Consider the following 18,842-nt stretch of genomic DNA (forward strand, 5'->3'; position numbering starts at 1 on the left):
AATTGGCACAGGTGGAAAACAATACCCACCAAGCGTCTAACAAGCTGCCTTCGGCGTCAGGCTGGACATTTCAAATCAACGCGAACAACCAACGTCTGATTGTTCGGCCAATTTCTTCTCTTTGAGGAAAGTGAAATCACCCCCCGCATTGGCGCATATCACCAATTGGCGGGGGTTGCCGGGGTCGGGTGCAAAACAACCAACGCCGGCATGTAAAATTCCTCCTCGCCGCGCCTTGTTCGTCAACAAGCTGCTTTCGGCTTCAAAAGAAGATGCGCTAAGTGTGACACAGGTTTTATGGGCGGGGATAAGTTTTTATGTTTTCTTTCCGCGCCGCCGTCGCGAACTGCGTTCGCTTCCCCGGCACCCCCGCCGTTTTCCGCACCGCCGTCGCGAACTGCATTCGCTTCCCCGGCACCCCCGCCAATTGGTGCACTTCACTAATGCAAGAAAACACACTGCCTCAACCACCAACACCGCATCCTGAGCCTGTCGAAGGATGGAACCGCCTGCACCATATTGTGGTTCGACAAACTCACCATGCGGGCGAAGGGGATATGGGGGGTGAAGTTTGAAAACAACCTCTGGCTGTCCCGGACTTGATCCGGGATCAACTTTTAACAGCCCCCCACCCTTAATCCCTCCCCACAAGGGGGAGGGAAATAGGCAGTGCCAAGGTAATGTGCACCCCTCGCCGCTGCGCCCTGACGATAAGTAACCCCGGCTCAGCCTGCGTGGCGCGAAGGCCACTTAGTTGTCCGGAGATGCTACAGGGGTTTGGGGAACATTTGAGAATGAGACGGATGGTGAAGCTCCAAGGATGTAAGGGTGAAGGGTGAAGGGTGAAGTTTCAGAACAATCTCTGATTGTTCACGAACTTAATCCTGGACCAAAACAAAGGCACGATCACCCAGCGGCACAAAAGGAATGTCTCCCTCCCCCTCGTGGGGAGGGATTAAGGGTGGGGGCATACCCAGACCCAGTACGGTCATCCTCGCGAAGGCGAAGATGATAATTAGAGCGTAGCAGTGGCACAAAACAATAGTTTGGTTGGGCACCAGTCGGCAGAAGTGCACAGGAACCAAACGCAGACGACGACGGCAAATTAAAAAGGCAAAGCCTGCCCAATACTACCACCCACCCGCACTGGCGCAACATAAGTGCACAGGCCCGCGCCGTTGGTTTCAATCGCCACGCCGCACACGCTGGGGTTGCCTTCGGCGGGGGTGAAGCGTTCTTTGGGGATGCCGGTGACAAAACGGTTTATTGGCTCGTCTGCTTGCATGCCAATGACGCTGTCATAATCGCCGCACATGCCCGCATCGGACATAAGGGCAGTGCCGCCGGACAAAATCCGATGGTCAGCTGTTGGAATATGAGTGTGCGTACCTACAACTAGGGATGCGCGGCCATCACAAAAATGGCCCATGCCTTGCATTTCGGATGTGGCTTCGGCATGAAAATCAACAATGGCGGCATCCGCCACATCGCCTAAGGGGCAGCCGTTTAAGGCATCATCCACAGCGGCGAAGGGGTCGTTGATTGGGTTCATGAACACCCGACCAAGCGCATTGATCACCAGCACACGCCGTCCGCCCTTGCTTTCATACAACATTGACCCGCGTCCCGGCGCCGCGTTTGACATATTGATCGGGCGCAGCAAGGTTTCTTCGCGGGCGATCACACCAAGCGTTTCGCGCTGATCAAAAGCGTGGTCACCAAGGGTTACAACATCTGCACCAGCTTCAAGTATTTCGCGATAATGCTTTTCGGTGAGGCCGCGCCCGTGCGAAGCATTTTCACCATTCACAATCACAAAATCAAAATTATAGTCACGCCGCAGGTCGGGCAAATAGCGCTGCACACCATCGCGGCCACAACGGCCCATCACATCGCCTAAAAACAAAATACGCACTAGTTTTTCTCCTGCGCGGGGAAGCGCCACGCGCCGGTTTCAGTGACCACCATATGTAAAGGCTGGTCGTGGGGTTCGGCGAGCATTATATCCACCGCTTGTGCGGCAAAAGCGTAGCCAACCAAAGTCAGCGGTTTATCAATACCGTCAATCGAGCGGTCATAGTGGCCAGCGCCATAGCCCAAACGATTGCCAAAATTGTCAAAAGCAAGCATGGGCAACACCATTACGTCCGGCACCACAACGGGCGCACCCGCTTGCGGGGCAAATGTGCCAAAACCCGATGGCGCCAGCGGTTGGCCTTCCTGCCACAAGCGAAATTCAAGCGCCTCATGACGCCCCGTGACCACCGGCAGGCAGATCTGGTGGCCCGCGCCCAACAATTGGGTGAATAATGGTTTAGTGCTCAGCTCATCGCGGATCGCCCAATAAAGCGACACGATCTGCCCCGTTTCTATAGGCACAGCGGCGGCAAAGGTTTCAGCAGCAGCAATGGCTGCTTCTGTTCGAAAACTGGAGGAAAGGGCTGCGCGTTTTTGGTGGGCAGCGTCGCGCATGTCAGACTTTGCGCGTTTAAGATCGGTCTGTACGCTCAATGTGCTTGGCTTTCTAACCCAAAATTAGGTGCCGCCCTGGCCGTCGGATTGTATTGATCCTGGGAACCTACTTACGTAGGTGGGCGCCGTATGTAAAAACCCACGGGTCTAAACAGGGACAGCTCCCTAAAGGATTGTTAAGGCCCCGGGAATGCAAAATATCCGGCACGAACCGGGCAGCGAGGAGCACATATAGTGCGAAAACGGTTTGGGTAAAAGGAAAATCTAGCCTTTGGCTTGATCAAGCTGCGGCGGTTCGTCTTGCCGCGACGCATTTTCCAGTTGCGCGACAAGCAATTCAACCCGCTCAGACACCATAATGATCTGTTTGGCGAAGTCTTCTTCAAGCGTGTCGCGCTCTTGTACCAATTTGTTAGATTTGTGCGCCAATTGATCAAGCGCATCCTTTGCCGCTGCCAATTCTTTTTGCACGCCAGTCAGATCGTCCATCACGGTCAAGGCTGCCATGACGGTCAGTCGTGTGTCCCCCGCTTCGCCGAACTCACCCTTTAGGCCTTCCACATAGTTAGAAAACCGCGTTGCCAGATCGCGGACGTGCGCTTCCTGACCATCTTCACAGGCCATGCGATATTTACGCCCATCGATTTCAACGTTGATTTCAGACATCAAGACGCACTAAGCCTCGTTTTCGCCGTTTAGGGCAAGCTGTACTTTCTCCATCGCGCCCATTATGCGCAAAGAAACTTGTTTTGCCGATTGTTCAATTTCGCCTGCGCGCGTAGTTGTTTTGTCCAACTCGTCGGCCAGCCGGGAACGTTCTTTCGCCAAATGCTGAACCCGTAATTCCAATTCCGATGCCGCGCCCAATTGCTGTCGCGTGGCATGCAACTGGCGTTCCAAACGGTCCAAAGCGCCGTCCAGGCGGGTATTGGCGCTATCCAAATCGAGATTATTTTCACCCATCAAATCAGCCAGACGTCCCTCAATGCGCAGGTTTCCCCAACGCCAACTTTACTTTGATTCTCTGTTATATATGCAGATAACCTGATCCATTACCTAATTTGCAACCAGCAATTAGCATAAAAATGGCGAAAATGGGGGAATTGACTCAAAAACCGGACCTGATATGACATCGCCAGCAATTGTCGCCACATAAATCCCGTTTATCGGGCAAAACATTTCGGGCAGGACTTTGATGACGGATCAAGCCAAAACCAGCGCAATGGCCAATGCAATTCGCGCCTTAACAATGGACGCAGTGCAAAAAGCCAATATCGGGCACCCAGGTATGCCCATGGGGGCAGCTGATATTGCCACCGTGCTTTTCACCAAAATCATGAAATTTGACCCTAAAGCGCCAAACTGGCCTGACCGAGATCGTTTCGTTCTGTCTGCCGGCCACGGCTCAATGTTGCTCTATTCTGTGCTGCATTTGCTCGGTTATGAAGACATGACCATGGAAGACATCAAAGATTTCCGTCAGTTAGGCGCAAAAACCGCTGGTCACCCAGAATATGGCCACGCCTCTGGCATTGAAACAACAACCGGCCCATTGGGCCAAGGGATCGCCAATGCGGTTGGCATGGCGATGGCAGAAGCAAAACTGGCTGCCGACTATGGCGCGGACCTTGTTGATCACTACACGTTTGCGATTGCCGGTGATGGTTGCTTGATGGAAGGCATCTCCCAGGAAGCTATTGCTTTGGCCGGCCACCTCAAGCTGAACAAATTAATTGTGATTTGGGACGATAATCAAATCACCATTGATGGTGCGGTGTCCTTGTCTGATTCGACAGACCAGCACGCACGCTTTCGCGCATCGGGCTGGAATACGCTAACAGTTGATGGCCACGACCAAGATGCAATTGAAGCAATTTTGCTTGAAGCCCAAAAATCTGACAAGCCAACTTTGATCGCTGCAAAAACCGTAATTGGCTTTGGCGCACCCACAAAAGCGGGCACATCAGCAGCCCATGGCGCCCCATTGGGTGAAGAAGAAATCGCCGGCGCTCGCGAAGCATTAGGCTGGAATTATCCACCGTTCGAATTGCCTGACGATGTGGTTGATGCATGGCGCTTGGCCGGATTGCGCTCGACAAAACATCGTTTTGCCTGGCAAGAGCGGCTCGACGCAAAAGACGATGATTTCAAAGCTGAGTTTAAGCGCCGCGAAAATGGCGCACTGCCAACAAGCTTTAAAAAGGCAGTTGATGAGTTCAAACGTGAAATCGCCAACGAAAAGCCAAATTGGGCAACCCGGGTGGCGTCGCAAAAAGCATTGAACGTGATTAATGGTGTTTTACCTGAAATGTTTGGCGGCTCTGCCGACCTAACAGGTTCAAACAACACCAAATCTGGCGCGCAAAAAACTTTTACCGCCGATGACCGCTCAGGTTCATATGTCTATTACGGCATTCGTGAGCACGGCATGGCCGCTGCAATGAACGGTATCGCCTTGCACGGTGGCTTGGCCCCATATGGGGGCACATTCATGGTCTTCACAGACTATTGCCGCCCAGCGATCCGTTTGTCGGCCTTGATGGGCATTCGTTCCATCTATGTGATGACCCACGATTCAATCGGTCTTGGCGAAGATGGCCCAACCCATCAGCCGGTTGAGCATTTGGCCGCGCTGCGCGCCATTCCAAACCTCAATGTGTTCCGCCCAGCGGACGCCATGGAAACAGTTGAATGCTGGGAGCTTTCGCTTGCCAGCAAAAAGACCCCTTCAATTCTTGCCCTGACGCGCCAAGGCGTGCCCGCTTTCCGCGACGCAACCGAAGAAAACCGTTGCGCAAAAGGCGCGTACACGATTTCGGGCGACAATGACGCCGACGTGGTTTTGTTCGCATCTGGTTCTGAAGTGTCTGTGGCCATGGACGCTGCAAAAGAGCTTGAAAAAGACAAAATCAGCGTTCGCGTTGTTTCGGTTCCATGCATGGAAATGTTTGAAGCCCAAAGCGCTGACTACCGCAAAGAAGTGATTGGCGACGCCAAATCTTATGTGGCCGTGGAAGCGGGCATTGAGATGGGTTGGCAAAAATATCTTGGCCCAACGGGCAAGTTTGTGGGCATGTCCACGTTCGGCGCTTCCGCCCCCGCCGCTAAATTGTTTGAGCATTTTGGCATTACGGCGAAAGTTGTGGTTGAAGCCGCAAAATCTCAACTATAGTTTTACACACAATTGAGGGGGCGTTCTCGCCCCTTCGTCTTGAACATCTCACCCCCTTGGAGACGAAACATGGCAGTACGGGTAGCAATTAACGGTTTTGGTCGCATTGGTCGCAATATTTTGCGCGCAATCATTGAGTCAGGCCGGACCGACATTGAAGTTGTGGCGATTAACGATCTTGGCCCAGTGGAAACCAACGCACACTTGATCCGCTATGACAGCGTGCACGGCAAATTCCCAGGCACGGTAACCGTTGACGGCGATACAATCGACGTTGGCCGTGGCCCGATGAAAGTTTACGCGGTCCGTGATCCAAAAGAATTGCCTTGGGGCGAGTTGGACATCGACATCGCCATGGAATGTACCGGCATTTTCACCGCCCGTGACAAAGCCCAATTCCACCTTGATGCTGGCGCAAAGCGCGTTCTGATTTCAGCACCGGGTAAAGATGCTGACATCACAACTGTTTTTGGCGTGAACCATCAAGACATCACGGCCGACCATAAAGTGATCTCAAACGCGTCGTGCACCACAAACTGCTTGGCCCCATTGGCCAAAGTGTTGCACCGCGAGTTAGGCATTGAAAAAGGCATGATGACCACCATTCATTCCTACACCGGTGATCAGCCAACTTTGGACACGATGCATTCCGATCTTTATCGCGCCCGCGCAGCGGCCATGTCCATGATCCCAACATCAACTGGCGCTGCTAAAGCTGTTGGCCTTGTGTTGCCAGAATTGAATGGCAAATTGGACGGTATGTCCGTGCGGGTACCAACGCCTAACGTTTCTGTGGTGGATTTGAAATTCATCTCAGGTCGCAACACAACGGCCGAAGAAGTGAACGCTCTTGTTAAAGCGGCAGCTGAAGGCGAATTGAAAGGCGTTCTTGATTACGATCCAGAAGCCAAAGTTTCAATCGACTTCAACCACGATCCACATTCGTCAAACTTTGCAGCTCAGCAAACAAAAGTCATGGATAACAATTTCGTTTCTGTGATGAGTTGGTACGACAACGAATGGGGTTTCTCCAACCGTATGTCCGACGTTGCGGTGGTGATCGGCAAAACGCTTTAAATTGTTATCAGGCGAGCCAAGAATTGATAAGGGGCTCTTTGGGGCCCCTTCTTTTTGCGCTATAGATAATATCAAGAACTTAGCTTCGCCCCTTTAGGGGGGAAAAGAACGGATAAGACCGATGAGCAACTTCAAAAAACTCGAAGATTTCGATTTTAACGGTAAACGCGTTTTGGTGCGTGCCGACCTCAATGTGCCTGTGGCAGATGGCAAAGTAAGCGACAATACCCGCATTGTGCGCCTGGGCCCCACCATGAGCCACATTATCGAGCACGGCGGCACACCGGTTCTTTTGTCCCATTTCGGCCGTCCAAAAGGCCAAGTGAAACCTGAATTCTCGCTTGAGTTCATCGTAGAGGCCATTCAAAACGCGTTCGGTCAACCTGTCGAGTTTATCAAAACCGATTGGACGGACGTCACATCTGCAAAGGCGCAGCTGGACGAAGGCGCAACAGGCACCATCTATGTGATGGAAAACACGCGTTTTCACCCCGGTGAAGAAAACAACGACACCGAACTGGCGGCGCGTATGGCCAGCCTTGGCGATATCTATTTGAACGATGCTTTTTCTGCAGCGCACCGCGCACATGCCTCAACAGCCGCGATTGCTCGTCAACTGCCAGCTGGCGCAGGTCGCGCGATGGAACTAGAGTTGTCCGCACTTGAAAGTGGCTTGGGCAAACCCAAAAAGCCCGTCATCGCCTTGGTTGGCGGCGCAAAAGTTTCCACCAAAATTGATTTGCTGGAAAACCTGATCCACAAGGTTGAAGCTTTGGTCATCGGTGGCGGTATGGCCAACACGTTTTTGCATGCCCAAGGCGTCGACATTGGCAAATCGCTTTGCGAAAAAGACCTCGCAGAGACCGCCCGCCGGATCTACGACAAGGCAGCGGACGCCAATTGCGCGATTATTTTGCCGATTGACGGCGTGGTGGCATGGCACTTTGAAGCTAATGCGCCAAACCGCACCTACGGCGTGGAAGCCATGGACCAAACGGGCATGATGCTTGACATCGGCGACCACTCAATCGAGCGCATTAAAGGTGCGATTGATGAAGCCAAAACCCTGATCTGGAATGGCCCCTTGGGCGCGTTCGAGCTCGACCCGTTTGGCAAAGGCACCATGGAAATCGCCAAATATGCTGCCAAGCGCACCCTTGATGGCAAGCTCGTCTCGGTGGCTGGTGGTGGCGACACCGTGGCAGCGCTAGCAAAAGCCAAAGTGGTCAACGACTTCACCTACGTTTCCACCGCAGGCGGCGCGTTCCTTGAGTGGATGGAAGGCAAACCATTGCCGGGTGTTGAAGCGCTCAAAGGCTAGGCGACCACTGCCAACGCAAGACAAATTGAAACCCCGGCAGCATTGTTCCGGGGTTTTTGCTTTCCGCTACCAGCAAGCAAACTGCCTGACGCTACTTTGTCAATACCTTCACCAAGTGATCGACAACAACCCGGATTTTTTTAATTCTAAATTTTGGCGGATGATACAGCAAATAAACAGCGGCATTATCAACACCGTTGATCGTGAGTTGTTCGCCCTCAAATGAAAGCTCAATCAGTTCGCCGCTTTCAATATGTTCAACCAAACCCCATCGGGGTAAAAACGCTAGTCCGTGGCCATCTCGTGCTGCTTTCACCAATGTGGGTCCATGGTTGGAAATATAAGTTGGGCGCACATTGGCATCCTTCCACAAGCCATCTTGCTGCGCTCGCCACTTCAGCACGCCGCGCGGCCCGCGATACATAAGTCCCTTGTGCAATTCCAGATCGGCAACGGTTTTTGGCGTACCATTCTTTGCCAAATAATCATGCGACGCCACAAGAACAAACCGGTGGTCCGTCAACCGCCGCGCCACCACATAATCAGGCAATGTCGAAGACGCCCTGATCGCAATATCCATGGCATTGCTTGCCAAATCGATCACTTGGTCGGTAAAATCCACATCGAAAACGATCTCGGGGTACAAGCACCGAAGCTCTTCCAAAGCTGGCAATACCATGATCTCACCATATCCAGGCATCGCCGTTATCCGGAGCAGACCGGACGGGTCATTTGATTGCTCGCCAACCAGATCATCTGCCAAATCAATACCACGCACCGCCGGGCTTACATCATTGAAATAGAGTTGGCCCAAATCCGTCAACCGAACCGATCGCGTGGTGCGATGAAAAAGCTCAATGCCAAGCTCTTCCTCCAGATCACGTATCCGGCGCGAGACTGAAGAAGAAGGCACACGGAAATGCGCAGCGGTTTCGCTGAAACTCAAACTGTCGGCCAGTTTGATAAAATATCGCAGCGCCCGTAATTTATCCATACAATCCTATTATTGCCTTTTGGACATAAGTGATAGCGAAATTTGCCCAATTATCAAAGCAATTCACCCTTATTATATTGCAAATAGACAAAAACAACAGGAAATATCATTATGCTGAAAGCAATATACGAAGAAACTGGCAGCCCACTCGACGTGCTCAAACTGGTAGATACTGACATTGCTGAACTGAACGCTGGCGACGTGCGGGTTGATGTGTTGGCAACCCCCATCCACAACGCCGATTTGCTACAAATGCAGGGGCAATATGGCATCAGCCCACAATTTCCGGCTACACCCGGCAGCGAGGGCGTCGGTCGTATTGTGGAAATTGGCGCTGGAATTTCGCACCTTGAAGTTGGTCAAACCGTGTTGATCACTGGCACGAGCACCTGGGCCAAACAGATTGTCGCCCCGGCGCAAAACTTAATCCCAATGCCTGAGGGCGTAGATGCAGATCAGATTTCAATGCTTGTGGTCAACCCAGCGTCGGCCCTTTTGATGTTGAATGATTATGTCGACCTGCAAGCGGGCGACTGGATCATCCAAAATTCCTCAAATTCGGCTGTCGGGTCTTTGGTTATCCAACTTGCCAAACTGCGCGGCATTAAAACCGTCAATATCGTGCGCCGTGCAGAAGTTGTGGGTGACCTTGAGGCGCTCGGCGCGGACGTCGTTTTGGTCGACGGGCCAGAGCTCGAAAAGCAAGTTGCAGCGGCAACAAATGGCGAACCAATCCGGCTTGGCCTTGATTCAATTGGTGGCGCGTCGTTTGCAAAACTCGTCAGCATGCTGGCGCCAAGCGCAAAAATGGTGGTTTATTCAAGCATGGATGGCGCCCCGGTTTCAGTGCCACCAATGGACATGATTTTCAAAGGCATTTCGTTTCACGGCTTTTGGTTGGCACAATGGTTCAAAACCGCAACTCAAGAAGATATGCAAAAGCTGTTTGGTGAACTTGTCGGGCATGTGGCAAACGGCAATATCCACATGAAAATCGACAGCGCTTTTCCGTTGACCCAACTCGAACAGGCGGTCGCAAGAGCCATGGAAACGGGTCGTAACGGCAAAGTAATTCTGCGCCCGCAATCTTAACTTCAGTTGATGCAACGCTAAATACAACACAAATGAAAACCCCGGGGCAATGCTCCGGGGTTTATTATGCTTGGGCTATTTCCCCAATTGTGCGCGATATTCAGGCACGGGCAGTCCGCCAATCCCCCAATCTTCCAACTCCACTTCGTCAATCACCACAAAGGTGGTGAAAGGGTCTTTGTCAAGGACGTGTTGAAGTAGATCGGTGACGCCTTTGATCAATTCAGCTTTTTGATCCCGCGTGACGCCTTCATTGGTCACTTTGATATTCACATATGGCATGGTCTAGTTCCTTGGTTTGATATGAAAAATTTTAGCCATGATCTGCCAATGGCCATCCACCCGCACCAACGTCAAAAAGTCGATGAAATCGCTCGAACCAATTGAGCACCGCACCCGAGCAAAAGCCGTATTCTCGCCAGCAAATTGAATTTCATCGATTGCATCGTGCCGTGCTTCGCCTTGCGAGGCCGGAGACTGACGTTTGGCGATCACGTCAAAATAAGTGTCCATGTCCCGATGCAGCAACGGTGTTTCATCCGCCGTTGCATAAGTGGCTTTAGGGTGAAAAACAGCCCTGAACGTCTCAACGTCGCACGTGTAAAGCCCATCAAAATAGGCGTAGATCAGCGCTGCAACGCTGACAAATTTCTCACCCTCATCCCATTGCACATTGATGTCCGGCGATCTGGTGTTTTCATGTGCTGACCTGCTCTGTCTCATCATTCACTCCGTATTGATGGTGTTGAGCCTTAACACCTACCACGCCCGTTTCCATTGACAAGCTAGTTACTACTGGTTACTTGATGAATGAGGTTACCTTGCGGAAACCGCGTCGGACCTGATGCGTGGCAAATTGGCCATTGGCGGCAGATTGATCGCCATGACGCAGCCAACATTGATGTCGACCAATCTGAAGAGAACCACATGGTGCTAAAAGTTAAGAAGAACAAAAGTCCAACTCCACCGATTGGCTGTGATTTGACCGAGTGCATGTCAATGCTTGCCGGGGCATGGGCGCCAAACGTGATTTGGCATTTGCGCGCAGGGCCACGTCGATTTAACGAACTGCGGATCGACATCCCCCCCATTTCCGCAAAAGTTTTATCAGCTCGGCTCAAGGAATTGCAGGCGCGTCATGTTGTTGATCGGCAAGTCAAACCCACAAGTCCCCCTTCCGTCGAGTATCGGCTAACCGAATTGGGCAAAGAACTGGTGCCCGCGCTTGAAGCCATCGTGACAGTTGGTCATAAACTCAAAGACAGAGCTTGATTTCATCTAAGCCAAACCCCACTTTCTAGCCACAGTTTATGGGGAAAAATATGCAAGCATTTACTTGCGACCGATATGGCAATGCAGATCGGTTGGTACTGCAAGAAGTGCCGACGCCAACCCCGAGACCCAAAGAAATTTTGGTTCGTGTCAAAGCCGTTTCAGTCAACAGCTGGGATTGGGACATTATAAGCGGCGCGCCTGTAATGCGCATAGTAGGTCCGTTTAGACCAGCTTACAAAACGCTAGGCGCAGATCTATCTGGTATTGTTGAAAAAATCGGCAGTGCAGTCTCCGACTTCAAAATCGGAGATGAAGTATTTGGTGATGTGTCTGACAGCGGCTGGGGCGGCTTTGCAGAATATGTGACGGGCAAGGCTGAAGACTTTGCCAAGAAACCAAAACAGTTGAGTTTTGAGGATGCCGCGTGTCTGCCCCAAGCAGGACTGCTCGGCTATCAAGGCGTGCGCACGTTCGGTCAAGTCAAACCTGGCGACAAAGTGTTGATCAACGGCGCAGGCGGCGGCGCGGGCATGTTCGCCTGCCAGATCGCCAAATTGGACGGTGCTGAGGTCACAGGCATCGACAGTGCCAACAAATTTGACGCCATGCGCAGTTTCGGTGCCGACCATGTCTATGACTACAAACAAGTGGATTACACGAAGCTTGAGCAAAAATTCGATGTGATTATTGATGCCGTGGCCAACAAATTTCCGAAAGCCTATCGACGTGCGCTTACACCCACAGGCACTTTCGTGATGATGGGTGGAAAAATTACTTCTATCCTTTCCATTCTGTTGGCCAGCCGCAAAAATACTGAAGACGGACAAAAATTCAAAATTTTGATGTGGAATGTCAATCAAGCCGATTTAAATGATTTGGCGCAGCTGGTGATTAATCAAAAAATACGCGTGCATATTGATAAAACATTCCCATTTGAACAAACAGCCGATGCCTTGCAATCTATCGGCGACCAGAACGCGCGCGGCAAAGTCGTGATCAAGGTCAGCTAGCAGCCTGCACATCCCCAAAGTCTAACTCTGCCATTAACCTACATGTCACCTCTTTTTGTCTATGTGTCAAAAATATTTGACATCAAGTCATATATACATTACATAGTGTATAGCAAACACGACTATGTTATCAGATTCACGATCACAGGATTAGAGGCGAACATGTCTTATCACGAACGAAATATCGTAACGTACATTGTCACCGGCATCGTTGTGATGACCGTCTATACGCTACATTTGCAAGGGCTATTGGAAGCAGGATTGCTCGAGCGTCCCGACGCAGGGGTTGAAATCGGCTGGAGCGTCATCAAGCTCATCGGTGGTTCGATCATCGTGACCATTATCGCCACCATTCTCATCACAATCATCAATGCAATCATCACCCAAGAAAACGATACCGACGCAAGCGACGAGCGCGACAAGCAAATCGATTTGTTGGGCATGAAAGTTGGATTTATCGCTTTCTCCGTCATCTTCATCGGCATTTTTATTGCGATGATCTTTGGTCTAACAACAACAATGGCCATAATCGCAATGATCTATGCCATGTGGTTTTCGTCAATCATAGAGAGCGTTGTGCGGCTCTATGTATATCGGCAGGGTTTCTAATCATGGTCAAACCAAAAGGCACGTTAGAAAACAATATTCGGCGGTTGCGGTTCGACAAAGATGAGATGAGCCAAAAGGCTTTGGCCGAAGCGGTGGGCGTATCCCGACAAACCATCGTGGCGATTGAGGCGGCTAAATATTCCCCGTCGTTGGAATTGGCGTTTCTGATTGCTCATGCTTTTGAAACGCCGGTCCAGGATGTGTTTAGCTACACGCCCGCACCAAGCAAATAGCAAATAGGCGCGCAACAGCGCCGCTCCAAAATAAAACTCCTGAAAAATTCACTTGAAAACCTCAAGCATGAAAGCGGTTTACCTATGTCAAAAACAAAAATTTCAAATTGGCGTGTGCCGGTGTTGCTCTTGGTCTTTGGCCTGATCAACATCGCTTTTGGCACAATTCAACTCTCAAGCATTGCGGCGGGACCAGCCGCTGATGGCTCCATTTCTGAAATGACGTCGCCTCAATATCTGATCACACCCATTCCTGTGCTCATCCACATTATTTCCGGTATCGCCTTCAATTTGCTCACGCCTTTGCAGTTTGTGCCAGCGTTACGAAAACGCGCTCCAAAACTGCACCGTTGGTCTGGCCGGTTTTTGATGATCACCGGATTAGGAGCCGCGATAAGTGGCATATATATGAACCAGTATTTCCCCGCTTTTGGAACAGGTTGGAAATATGCAGCCGTTCTGGTTTTCGGCATTGGCATGGTGGTGTCGCTGATGCTTGGTCTGCGCGCCATCCTCAAACGCGACGTCAAATCCCACAATTTTTGGATGATGCGCGCTGTGGTTATTGGCCTTGGCCCTGCAACGCAACGTCTCATCATTTTACCGATCTATTTCGCCACCGGGGAAATGAGCATTTTGATGATCGAGATCGGCGTTTGGGCTGGATTTTTGATCAACCTCGCGGCCGGCGAAATGATTTTGCGCAATCACTACAAACCCAAAAAGGGACTTCGTCATGCCCCAGCAGAATAGTTTTTGGAACAAGCAAGCCACCCGCTATGATAAGGCGATTTCTAACCATGACGCACGATATGATGCGCGATTGAGCCAACTCAAACAGCTTTTACCCCCAACTGCGCAGGTGCTCGACTTTGGCTGTGCATCCGGTGAAATCGCATTGGATTTGGCCGCTCAGGTTAGATCAATTGAGGGCATTGATCTCGCGTCAGAAATGATCCGCATTGCCAATACAAAAGCCGCAAAAAGAGAGATCAACAATGCCAGCTTTTTGGCCACCAATATTTTCGATGAGCGGCTTGAGACAGAAACCTATGACGCAATCCTAGCCATGAATGTACTGCATTTAGTCAAGGATCATGACGAGGTGCTCTATCGCCTCAGATCATTGCTGAAGCCAGGTGGCATGTTGTTTGTTGAAACCCCATGCCTTGGCGAGTTCGTTTGGTGGAAACGGCAGTTGATCCTGGCGGCAAGCGCCTTGCGCTTCGCTCCCTTTATCCATGTGTACAAGTTTGGCGAACCAGAAGCTGAGCTTGAACGCCACCAGTTCCAAATTCTTGGTGCCCACAACGCACCCGACCAAGATTGCCGCGCCGCCATTGCGGCCCAAAAACCAACTGAATGAGAAACAAATGACCAAAAAATCTATGAAAGCTCTCTACCAAGAAAAATTCGGCGGCCCCGAAATATTGCAAATTCGCGATCTGCCAATTCCAGAGCCAAAAGACAACGAGGTGCTGATCAAAGTGGAAGCGGCCCACATGGGCAATGGTGACCAAGTTGCGCGTACCGGCAACTCCCCTTGGCCGCTGATGAAAATTCCTGCAAAAATAATCATGGGCTTCTTCAAGCCTAAGATTAAGGTTCCAGGCGGTGAATTTTCCGGTGTTGTTGAACGTGTTGGCAAAGAGGTGACCCAATATAAAGTTGGCGAACGAATATTTGGTTTTACCGACATGCAATTTGGCGCACATGCGCAGTTTGTTTGTTTGCCTCAAACAGCGCCGATCGCCACCCTGCCCGATGAGGTTTCCTTTGAAGCCGCCGCAGCCATTGGCGGCTCCAACGCGCAAACCGCTATGCATTTCATTAATGTGGCGAATGTGCAGCCTGGTGATCAGGTGCTGATCAATGGCGCTTCGGGCGGCATTGGACGGGTTGCCACCCAACTCGCAAAAGCCAAAGGCGCAATTGTTACCGGCACTTGCTCTGCGCAAAACAGTGCGCTGGTTTTGGCGCTTGGTGCGGATCATACTATTGATTATCACAAAACCGATTTCACCCAGCAAGGCAAAAAGTACGACGTGATCATCGACTGTGCGGGCTTTTTGCCTTGGCGCAAAGTTGAACCTGTCTTGACACCAAAGGGCCGACACCTACTTGCCATGTTTGGCTTTTCCCATTTGTTCAAACAACGCCAAACCAAAGGAAAAGGTGGCAAACAGCAATTATGTGTGCTCGCCCCGGCGTCCCCTGAAAAGCTCAAAGAAATCAGCAACCGCTTGGTCGATGGCACTCTCAAGCCCATCATCTCTCACCGCTTTCCCATGAACAAAGCAATCGATGCCGCATGGGCATACGAAAACAAAACCCGGGAAGGCTGCATTGTTGTGCTGCCCCAAGAATGGAACGCCAAATGAACCTGCAAACGCTCATCACGATCTGCGCCACTGCTTTTCAAACCCACATGATAATGTGGGATCAAGTTAACAGGCTGAAAAACGCCATTACCCAGCTTTCAGGAGACTAAAATGAGTTCCCGTTCTCTTACAAATCCACGCCCGCTGACCATTTGGGCAGCCACCTGTTATATGATTTTGATTGTGGCGGGGCCCATTGGGCTGATGTATATGCCCGAACAGATTGTGGCCGCGGGCGATGCGACCCAAACGGCGCTAAATTTGCGCACCAATATGGGGGTGTTCAATATAGGATTGACGGCGCAAATCGTAATTGTCGTTACCGAAATTGTTTTGACCGCTTTGCTGTACGTCTTGCTCAAACCCACAAGTCAAACCACTGCGCTCATGGCCACTTTCGCCCGATTAGCCATGACAATTGTGATGGCGATCAATTTGATACCGCTATTAATGATGGCCGAAGCCGCGAGCGGTGCAACCTACTTGGCTGCATTCACCCCGACGCAGCTAGATGGTTTGGTGTTGTTTTTCTTCCAGTTTCACAATGCAGGGACAGTCACTTGGCAATTGCTGTTTGCTGTCCATATGTTGCTTTTGGGCATTCTGGTTTTCCGCTCTGGCTATTTGCCGCGCTTTATTGGTCTGGCTCTGGTCATCGGCAGCCCAAGCTACGCGTTTGATAGCTTCGGTCAGATATTCGGGTTGATGGATGTTTCGGCGTTCAGCTTAACCACCAACATCCTTTTAGGCGTTTCCGCCGTTGGCGAACTTGGCTTGGCCATTTGGTTGTTGCTCAAAGGCGTAAATTTGGAAAAGTGGCGGCAAAAAAGCTCTACCTAAGTGGCTGCAATTCAAGCTTCAGCATTGATCCCGTATCAAGTGCGAGACAGAACGAGGAGGTGGGACACAACCTGCCCACCCCAGACGTGTTCCCGGCTCGGGGGCCGGGACGGCCAAGTTTTGTTGCACGGCTCAGAAATGAGGTCCCGCATCAACATCCCTCACAGGGCTTCCCTGGACTTGATCCGGGGTCATCCTCATCTGCGCCGCAGTTGGTCGCTTCGCTCCCGGTCCCGGTCCTCTGCCAATTGTTTCCATAATCAGTGATTGTTCACAAGTCCATAATTTCTGTTTCCCTCCCCCTGGTGGGGAGGGATTAAGGGTGGGGGCAGACGGTTGCCATCTTGTGAGAATATCCCGGCTCGGGGGCCGGGAATGCCCCGTTTAAGGTGACATCCCCCGGAACTTTTTCGAGCCGCCGTCACGAACTACGTTCGCTTCCCCGGCACCCCCGGAAGGGTTATTGCATGCCGCCGTCGCAGGCTGTGCCTGCTACCCCGGCACCCCCGGAAGGGTTATTGCATGCCGCCGTCGCAGGCTGTGCCTGCTACCCCGGCACCCCCGCCAAGCAGTACCCAACGTTGGGCATCAAAAAATGGAAGACTCGTTGCTCCACCATCCGTCGATGGCCGCTGGAGAGAAGATGGGATTGATAATGCAGCAGGTGAGCAACGCGGGGATAAGGTTTTTGGAGTTGGGTATTTTGAGCTGGTCCGGATGTCTCTTTCTCCCCACTTGTGGGGGAGACGCAAAATCTTAGGTCTTAGCAACGCTAAGTCTTAGATTTTGCCAGAGGGGGGGACAAAATAATCAAGTTTATCGATGGTTTTTGGCGTTCACCCCACCCTTAATCCCTCCCCATCAAGGGGAGGGAAACAAAGGAGCAAACCTGTGTTTGTTTGACTTGAGTGAAAATAATTGTGCTTTCGCCGATCTCGGACTGACCTTTGCCCCCGCATCGAGCGCGGGGTCGGTTTCCATGCAGCCTTCGACATGCTCAGGATGGGGTTGCGGGGCACGCACTATACACATCGAGACTGGCATTCCTTGCTTAATTGAAGCGAGGTCCCGACGCGGGGGACGGGACGGCCAAGTTTTGTTGCGCGGCTCAGAAATGAGGTCCCGCATCAACATCCCTCACAGGGCCTCCCCGGACTTGATCCGGGGTCAATCTGCAACACAAACAACAAAAGCTCGCCCCATGGGCGGGCCATCACTCTAGCTCACCTCAATCGCAACTTTGCCCTTGGCGCGCATAGTCTCGATATATTCAATCGCGATTGGTGTGTCCTTTAACGGGTAAGTCCGATCAATAACCGAGCGGATTTGGCCCGAGGCCAACATTTCCGCCAATATTGTTAAGTCATCTGGCACAACCTCTGCCACCTTCAATACGAAAGCTTTGCCGCTATCCGAAAACAACCAGCGGCCAAACAGCCCGCCCATCAGCATATTCTTTAAGTTAAAGCCAACCAGCACCCAGCGCGACATCGGTGCCATCGCGCGTTTGGTATCTGCAATCGAGCGGTTTGCTGCCAAGTCTATAATCACGTCATATGTTTGGCCATTATCCGTAAAATCTTCCTTTTTGTAATCAATCACATGATCGGCCCCAAGACCGCGCACCAAAGCAACATTTTGTGTGCTGCACACACCAGTGACTTCAGCGCCATATGCTTTGGCAATTTGCACCGCATAAGTGCCAACACCACCAGACGCGCCGTTGATCAGTACCTTTTGTCCGGCTTTGACTTCAGCCCAATCGCGCAGCGCTTGCAATGCGGTTAGCCCAGCAATGCCAACAACACCCGCGTCAATATGCGAAACTTTTACAGGTTTTAGCGCAAGTTTACTTGGATCCGCTACCGTGTACTGCGCGAAGGTACCCGCGCCAACATCGCCAAATACTTCATCACCCACTTTGAACAATGTAACATTGGCACCCACGGCCTCAACCGTACCCGAAACGTCTGCACCCAAAACCGCATTTTTCGGTTTCATCAGTCCACTGGCCGCCAGCCGAATAAAAAACGGTTTACCGCGCAAAAAATGCCAATCATAAGGATTAACCGACGTCGCAGCAATTTTGATTAACACCTGCTCAGCGTTGGGTACGGGTCGGGCGATCTGTTCGAATTTCATCACTTCCGGCCCACCATAAGTACGGCTGGTAACTGCTTGCATCATATCGCTCATAAGCCCCCCAATTTCAATCTTGACATGCGGCAATCTGTCCAAAACCGCTCGGTAGAATTCAAATTGGGCACAAAAACTTAAATTCAAGCCCTTGAAAAGGCTCGTATCGTTTCCACCCATTGTCGCAAAGCAACATTCCACAACTATAGTTAGCGACGAATCTGCAACGC

The 18,842-nt window shown here is 51.4% G+C and carries 21 protein-coding genes and 1 other RNA gene; 13 read left to right on the top strand and 9 right to left on the bottom strand.

From position 1 onward, the window contains the following. Positions 1-317 precede the first annotated feature (317 nt). Entirely contained in the window at positions 318-575 is a 258-nt protein-coding gene (locus tag ACJAZW_RS00920; RefSeq protein WP_415154974.1) for a hypothetical protein, read from the top strand. Positions 576-1,105: 530 nt separating this feature from the next. Here the strand turns inward: ACJAZW_RS00920 and ACJAZW_RS00925 are convergent. The 5 genes from ACJAZW_RS00925 to ACJAZW_RS00945 all read right to left on the bottom strand — a co-directional run bounded on the left by ACJAZW_RS00925 (position 1,106) and on the right by ACJAZW_RS00945 (position 3,435). Next, the gene (locus ACJAZW_RS00925; protein ID WP_415154975.1) at positions 1,106-1,915 is read right to left on the bottom strand and encodes a TIGR00282 family metallophosphoesterase; all 810 of its coding nucleotides are present in this window, start codon (positions 1,913-1,915) and stop codon (positions 1,106-1,108) included. Continuing rightward, positions 1,915-2,511, bottom strand: coding sequence for a 5-formyltetrahydrofolate cyclo-ligase (locus ACJAZW_RS00930; protein ID WP_415154976.1), 597 nt, complete (start codon positions 2,509-2,511; stop codon positions 1,915-1,917). Before ACJAZW_RS00930 ends, ACJAZW_RS00925 begins: the two co-directional genes overlap by 1 nt. Before the next feature lie 24 nt (positions 2,512-2,535). Continuing rightward, a non-coding RNA gene (gene ssrS / locus ACJAZW_RS00935) (6S RNA) lies at positions 2,536-2,697 on the bottom strand. 39 nt (positions 2,698-2,736) lie between these two features. Then, positions 2,737-3,138, bottom strand: a complete 402-nt coding sequence (locus ACJAZW_RS00940; protein WP_415154977.1) for a cell division protein ZapA — start codon at positions 3,136-3,138, stop codon at positions 2,737-2,739. Positions 3,139-3,147: 9 nt separating this feature from the next. After that, positions 3,148-3,435, bottom strand: a complete 288-nt coding sequence (locus tag ACJAZW_RS00945) for a DUF4164 family protein (protein ID WP_415154978.1) — start codon at positions 3,433-3,435, stop codon at positions 3,148-3,150. A gap of 232 nt (positions 3,436-3,667) precedes the next feature. On the opposite strand from ACJAZW_RS00945, the gene tkt reads away from it, so the two are divergent. The 3 genes from tkt to ACJAZW_RS00960 all read left to right on the top strand — a co-directional run bounded on the left by tkt (position 3,668) and on the right by ACJAZW_RS00960 (position 8,042). After that, entirely contained in the window at positions 3,668-5,644 is a 1,977-nt protein-coding gene (gene tkt, locus ACJAZW_RS00950; protein ID WP_415154979.1) for a transketolase, read from the top strand. A 69-nt stretch (positions 5,645-5,713) separates the two neighbouring features. Then, complete coding sequence (gene gap, locus ACJAZW_RS00955) at positions 5,714-6,721, top strand: type I glyceraldehyde-3-phosphate dehydrogenase (protein WP_415154980.1); 1,008 nt, start codon at positions 5,714-5,716, stop codon at positions 6,719-6,721. 121 nt (positions 6,722-6,842) lie between these two features. Beyond that, a complete protein-coding gene (locus ACJAZW_RS00960) occupies positions 6,843-8,042 on the top strand; it encodes a phosphoglycerate kinase (protein WP_415154981.1) in 1,200 nt (399 codons plus the stop codon). Positions 8,043-8,133: 91 nt separating this feature from the next. Here ACJAZW_RS00960 and ACJAZW_RS00965 read toward each other — a convergent pair whose 3' ends face one another. Continuing rightward, positions 8,134-9,036: a LysR family transcriptional regulator gene (locus tag ACJAZW_RS00965; RefSeq protein WP_415154982.1), complete on the bottom strand. Its 903-nt coding sequence runs from the start codon at positions 9,034-9,036 to the stop codon at positions 8,134-8,136. 111 nt (positions 9,037-9,147) lie between these two features. Between ACJAZW_RS00965 and ACJAZW_RS00970 the strand changes: the two genes are divergently transcribed. Beyond that, complete coding sequence (locus tag ACJAZW_RS00970; protein ID WP_415154983.1) at positions 9,148-10,128, top strand: zinc-dependent alcohol dehydrogenase family protein; 981 nt, start codon at positions 9,148-9,150, stop codon at positions 10,126-10,128. 75 nt (positions 10,129-10,203) lie between these two features. On the opposite strand, the gene ACJAZW_RS00975 is transcribed toward ACJAZW_RS00970, so the two are convergent. Both ACJAZW_RS00975 and ACJAZW_RS00980 read right to left on the bottom strand, forming a co-directional pair. After that, positions 10,204-10,410, bottom strand: a complete 207-nt coding sequence (locus tag ACJAZW_RS00975; protein ID WP_415154984.1) for a tautomerase family protein — start codon at positions 10,408-10,410, stop codon at positions 10,204-10,206. A gap of 3 nt (positions 10,411-10,413) precedes the next feature. Continuing rightward, entirely contained in the window at positions 10,414-10,854 is a 441-nt protein-coding gene (locus tag ACJAZW_RS00980) for a nuclear transport factor 2 family protein (RefSeq protein ID WP_415154985.1), read from the bottom strand. A gap of 84 nt (positions 10,855-10,938) precedes the next feature. Between ACJAZW_RS00980 and ACJAZW_RS00985 the strand changes: the two genes are divergently transcribed. The 8 genes from ACJAZW_RS00985 to ACJAZW_RS01020 all read left to right on the top strand — a co-directional run bounded on the left by ACJAZW_RS00985 (position 10,939) and on the right by ACJAZW_RS01020 (position 16,476). Further along, entirely contained in the window at positions 10,939-11,400 is a 462-nt protein-coding gene (locus tag ACJAZW_RS00985; protein ID WP_415154986.1) for a winged helix-turn-helix transcriptional regulator, read from the top strand. 50 nt (positions 11,401-11,450) lie between these two features. After that, the gene (locus ACJAZW_RS00990) at positions 11,451-12,413 is read left to right on the top strand and encodes an NAD(P)-dependent alcohol dehydrogenase (protein WP_415154987.1); all 963 of its coding nucleotides are present in this window, start codon (positions 11,451-11,453) and stop codon (positions 12,411-12,413) included. A gap of 162 nt (positions 12,414-12,575) precedes the next feature. Beyond that, the gene (locus tag ACJAZW_RS00995; RefSeq protein WP_415154988.1) at positions 12,576-13,022 is read left to right on the top strand and encodes a hypothetical protein; all 447 of its coding nucleotides are present in this window, start codon (positions 12,576-12,578) and stop codon (positions 13,020-13,022) included. A gap of 2 nt (positions 13,023-13,024) precedes the next feature. Continuing rightward, entirely contained in the window at positions 13,025-13,255 is a 231-nt protein-coding gene (locus ACJAZW_RS01000) for a helix-turn-helix transcriptional regulator (RefSeq protein ID WP_415154989.1), read from the top strand. Between the two features lie 84 nt (positions 13,256-13,339). Continuing rightward, positions 13,340-14,008 (top strand): DUF2306 domain-containing protein, encoded by a 669-nt coding sequence (locus ACJAZW_RS01005; protein ID WP_415154990.1) that lies wholly within the window; start codon positions 13,340-13,342, stop codon positions 14,006-14,008. Continuing rightward, on the top strand, positions 13,992-14,621 hold the full coding sequence (locus ACJAZW_RS01010) for a class I SAM-dependent methyltransferase (protein ID WP_415154991.1): 630 nt from the start codon (positions 13,992-13,994) through the stop codon (positions 14,619-14,621). Before ACJAZW_RS01005 ends, ACJAZW_RS01010 begins: the two co-directional genes overlap by 17 nt. Before the next feature lie 7 nt (positions 14,622-14,628). Further along, the gene (locus ACJAZW_RS01015; RefSeq protein ID WP_415154992.1) at positions 14,629-15,636 is read left to right on the top strand and encodes an NAD(P)-dependent alcohol dehydrogenase; all 1,008 of its coding nucleotides are present in this window, start codon (positions 14,629-14,631) and stop codon (positions 15,634-15,636) included. Between the two features lie 111 nt (positions 15,637-15,747). Continuing rightward, positions 15,748-16,476, top strand: coding sequence for a DUF4386 domain-containing protein (locus tag ACJAZW_RS01020; RefSeq protein ID WP_415154993.1), 729 nt, complete (start codon positions 15,748-15,750; stop codon positions 16,474-16,476). A 1,218-nt stretch (positions 16,477-17,694) separates the two neighbouring features. Here ACJAZW_RS01020 and ACJAZW_RS01025 read toward each other — a convergent pair. Further along, positions 17,695-18,672, bottom strand: coding sequence for an NAD(P)-dependent alcohol dehydrogenase (locus tag ACJAZW_RS01025; protein WP_415154994.1), 978 nt, complete (start codon positions 18,670-18,672; stop codon positions 17,695-17,697). Between the last annotated feature and the right edge of the window lie 170 nt (positions 18,673-18,842).

The sequence above is a fragment of the Maritalea sp. genome, from assembly GCF_047634455.1.
Lineage (GTDB): Bacteria > Pseudomonadota > Alphaproteobacteria > Rhizobiales > Devosiaceae > Maritalea.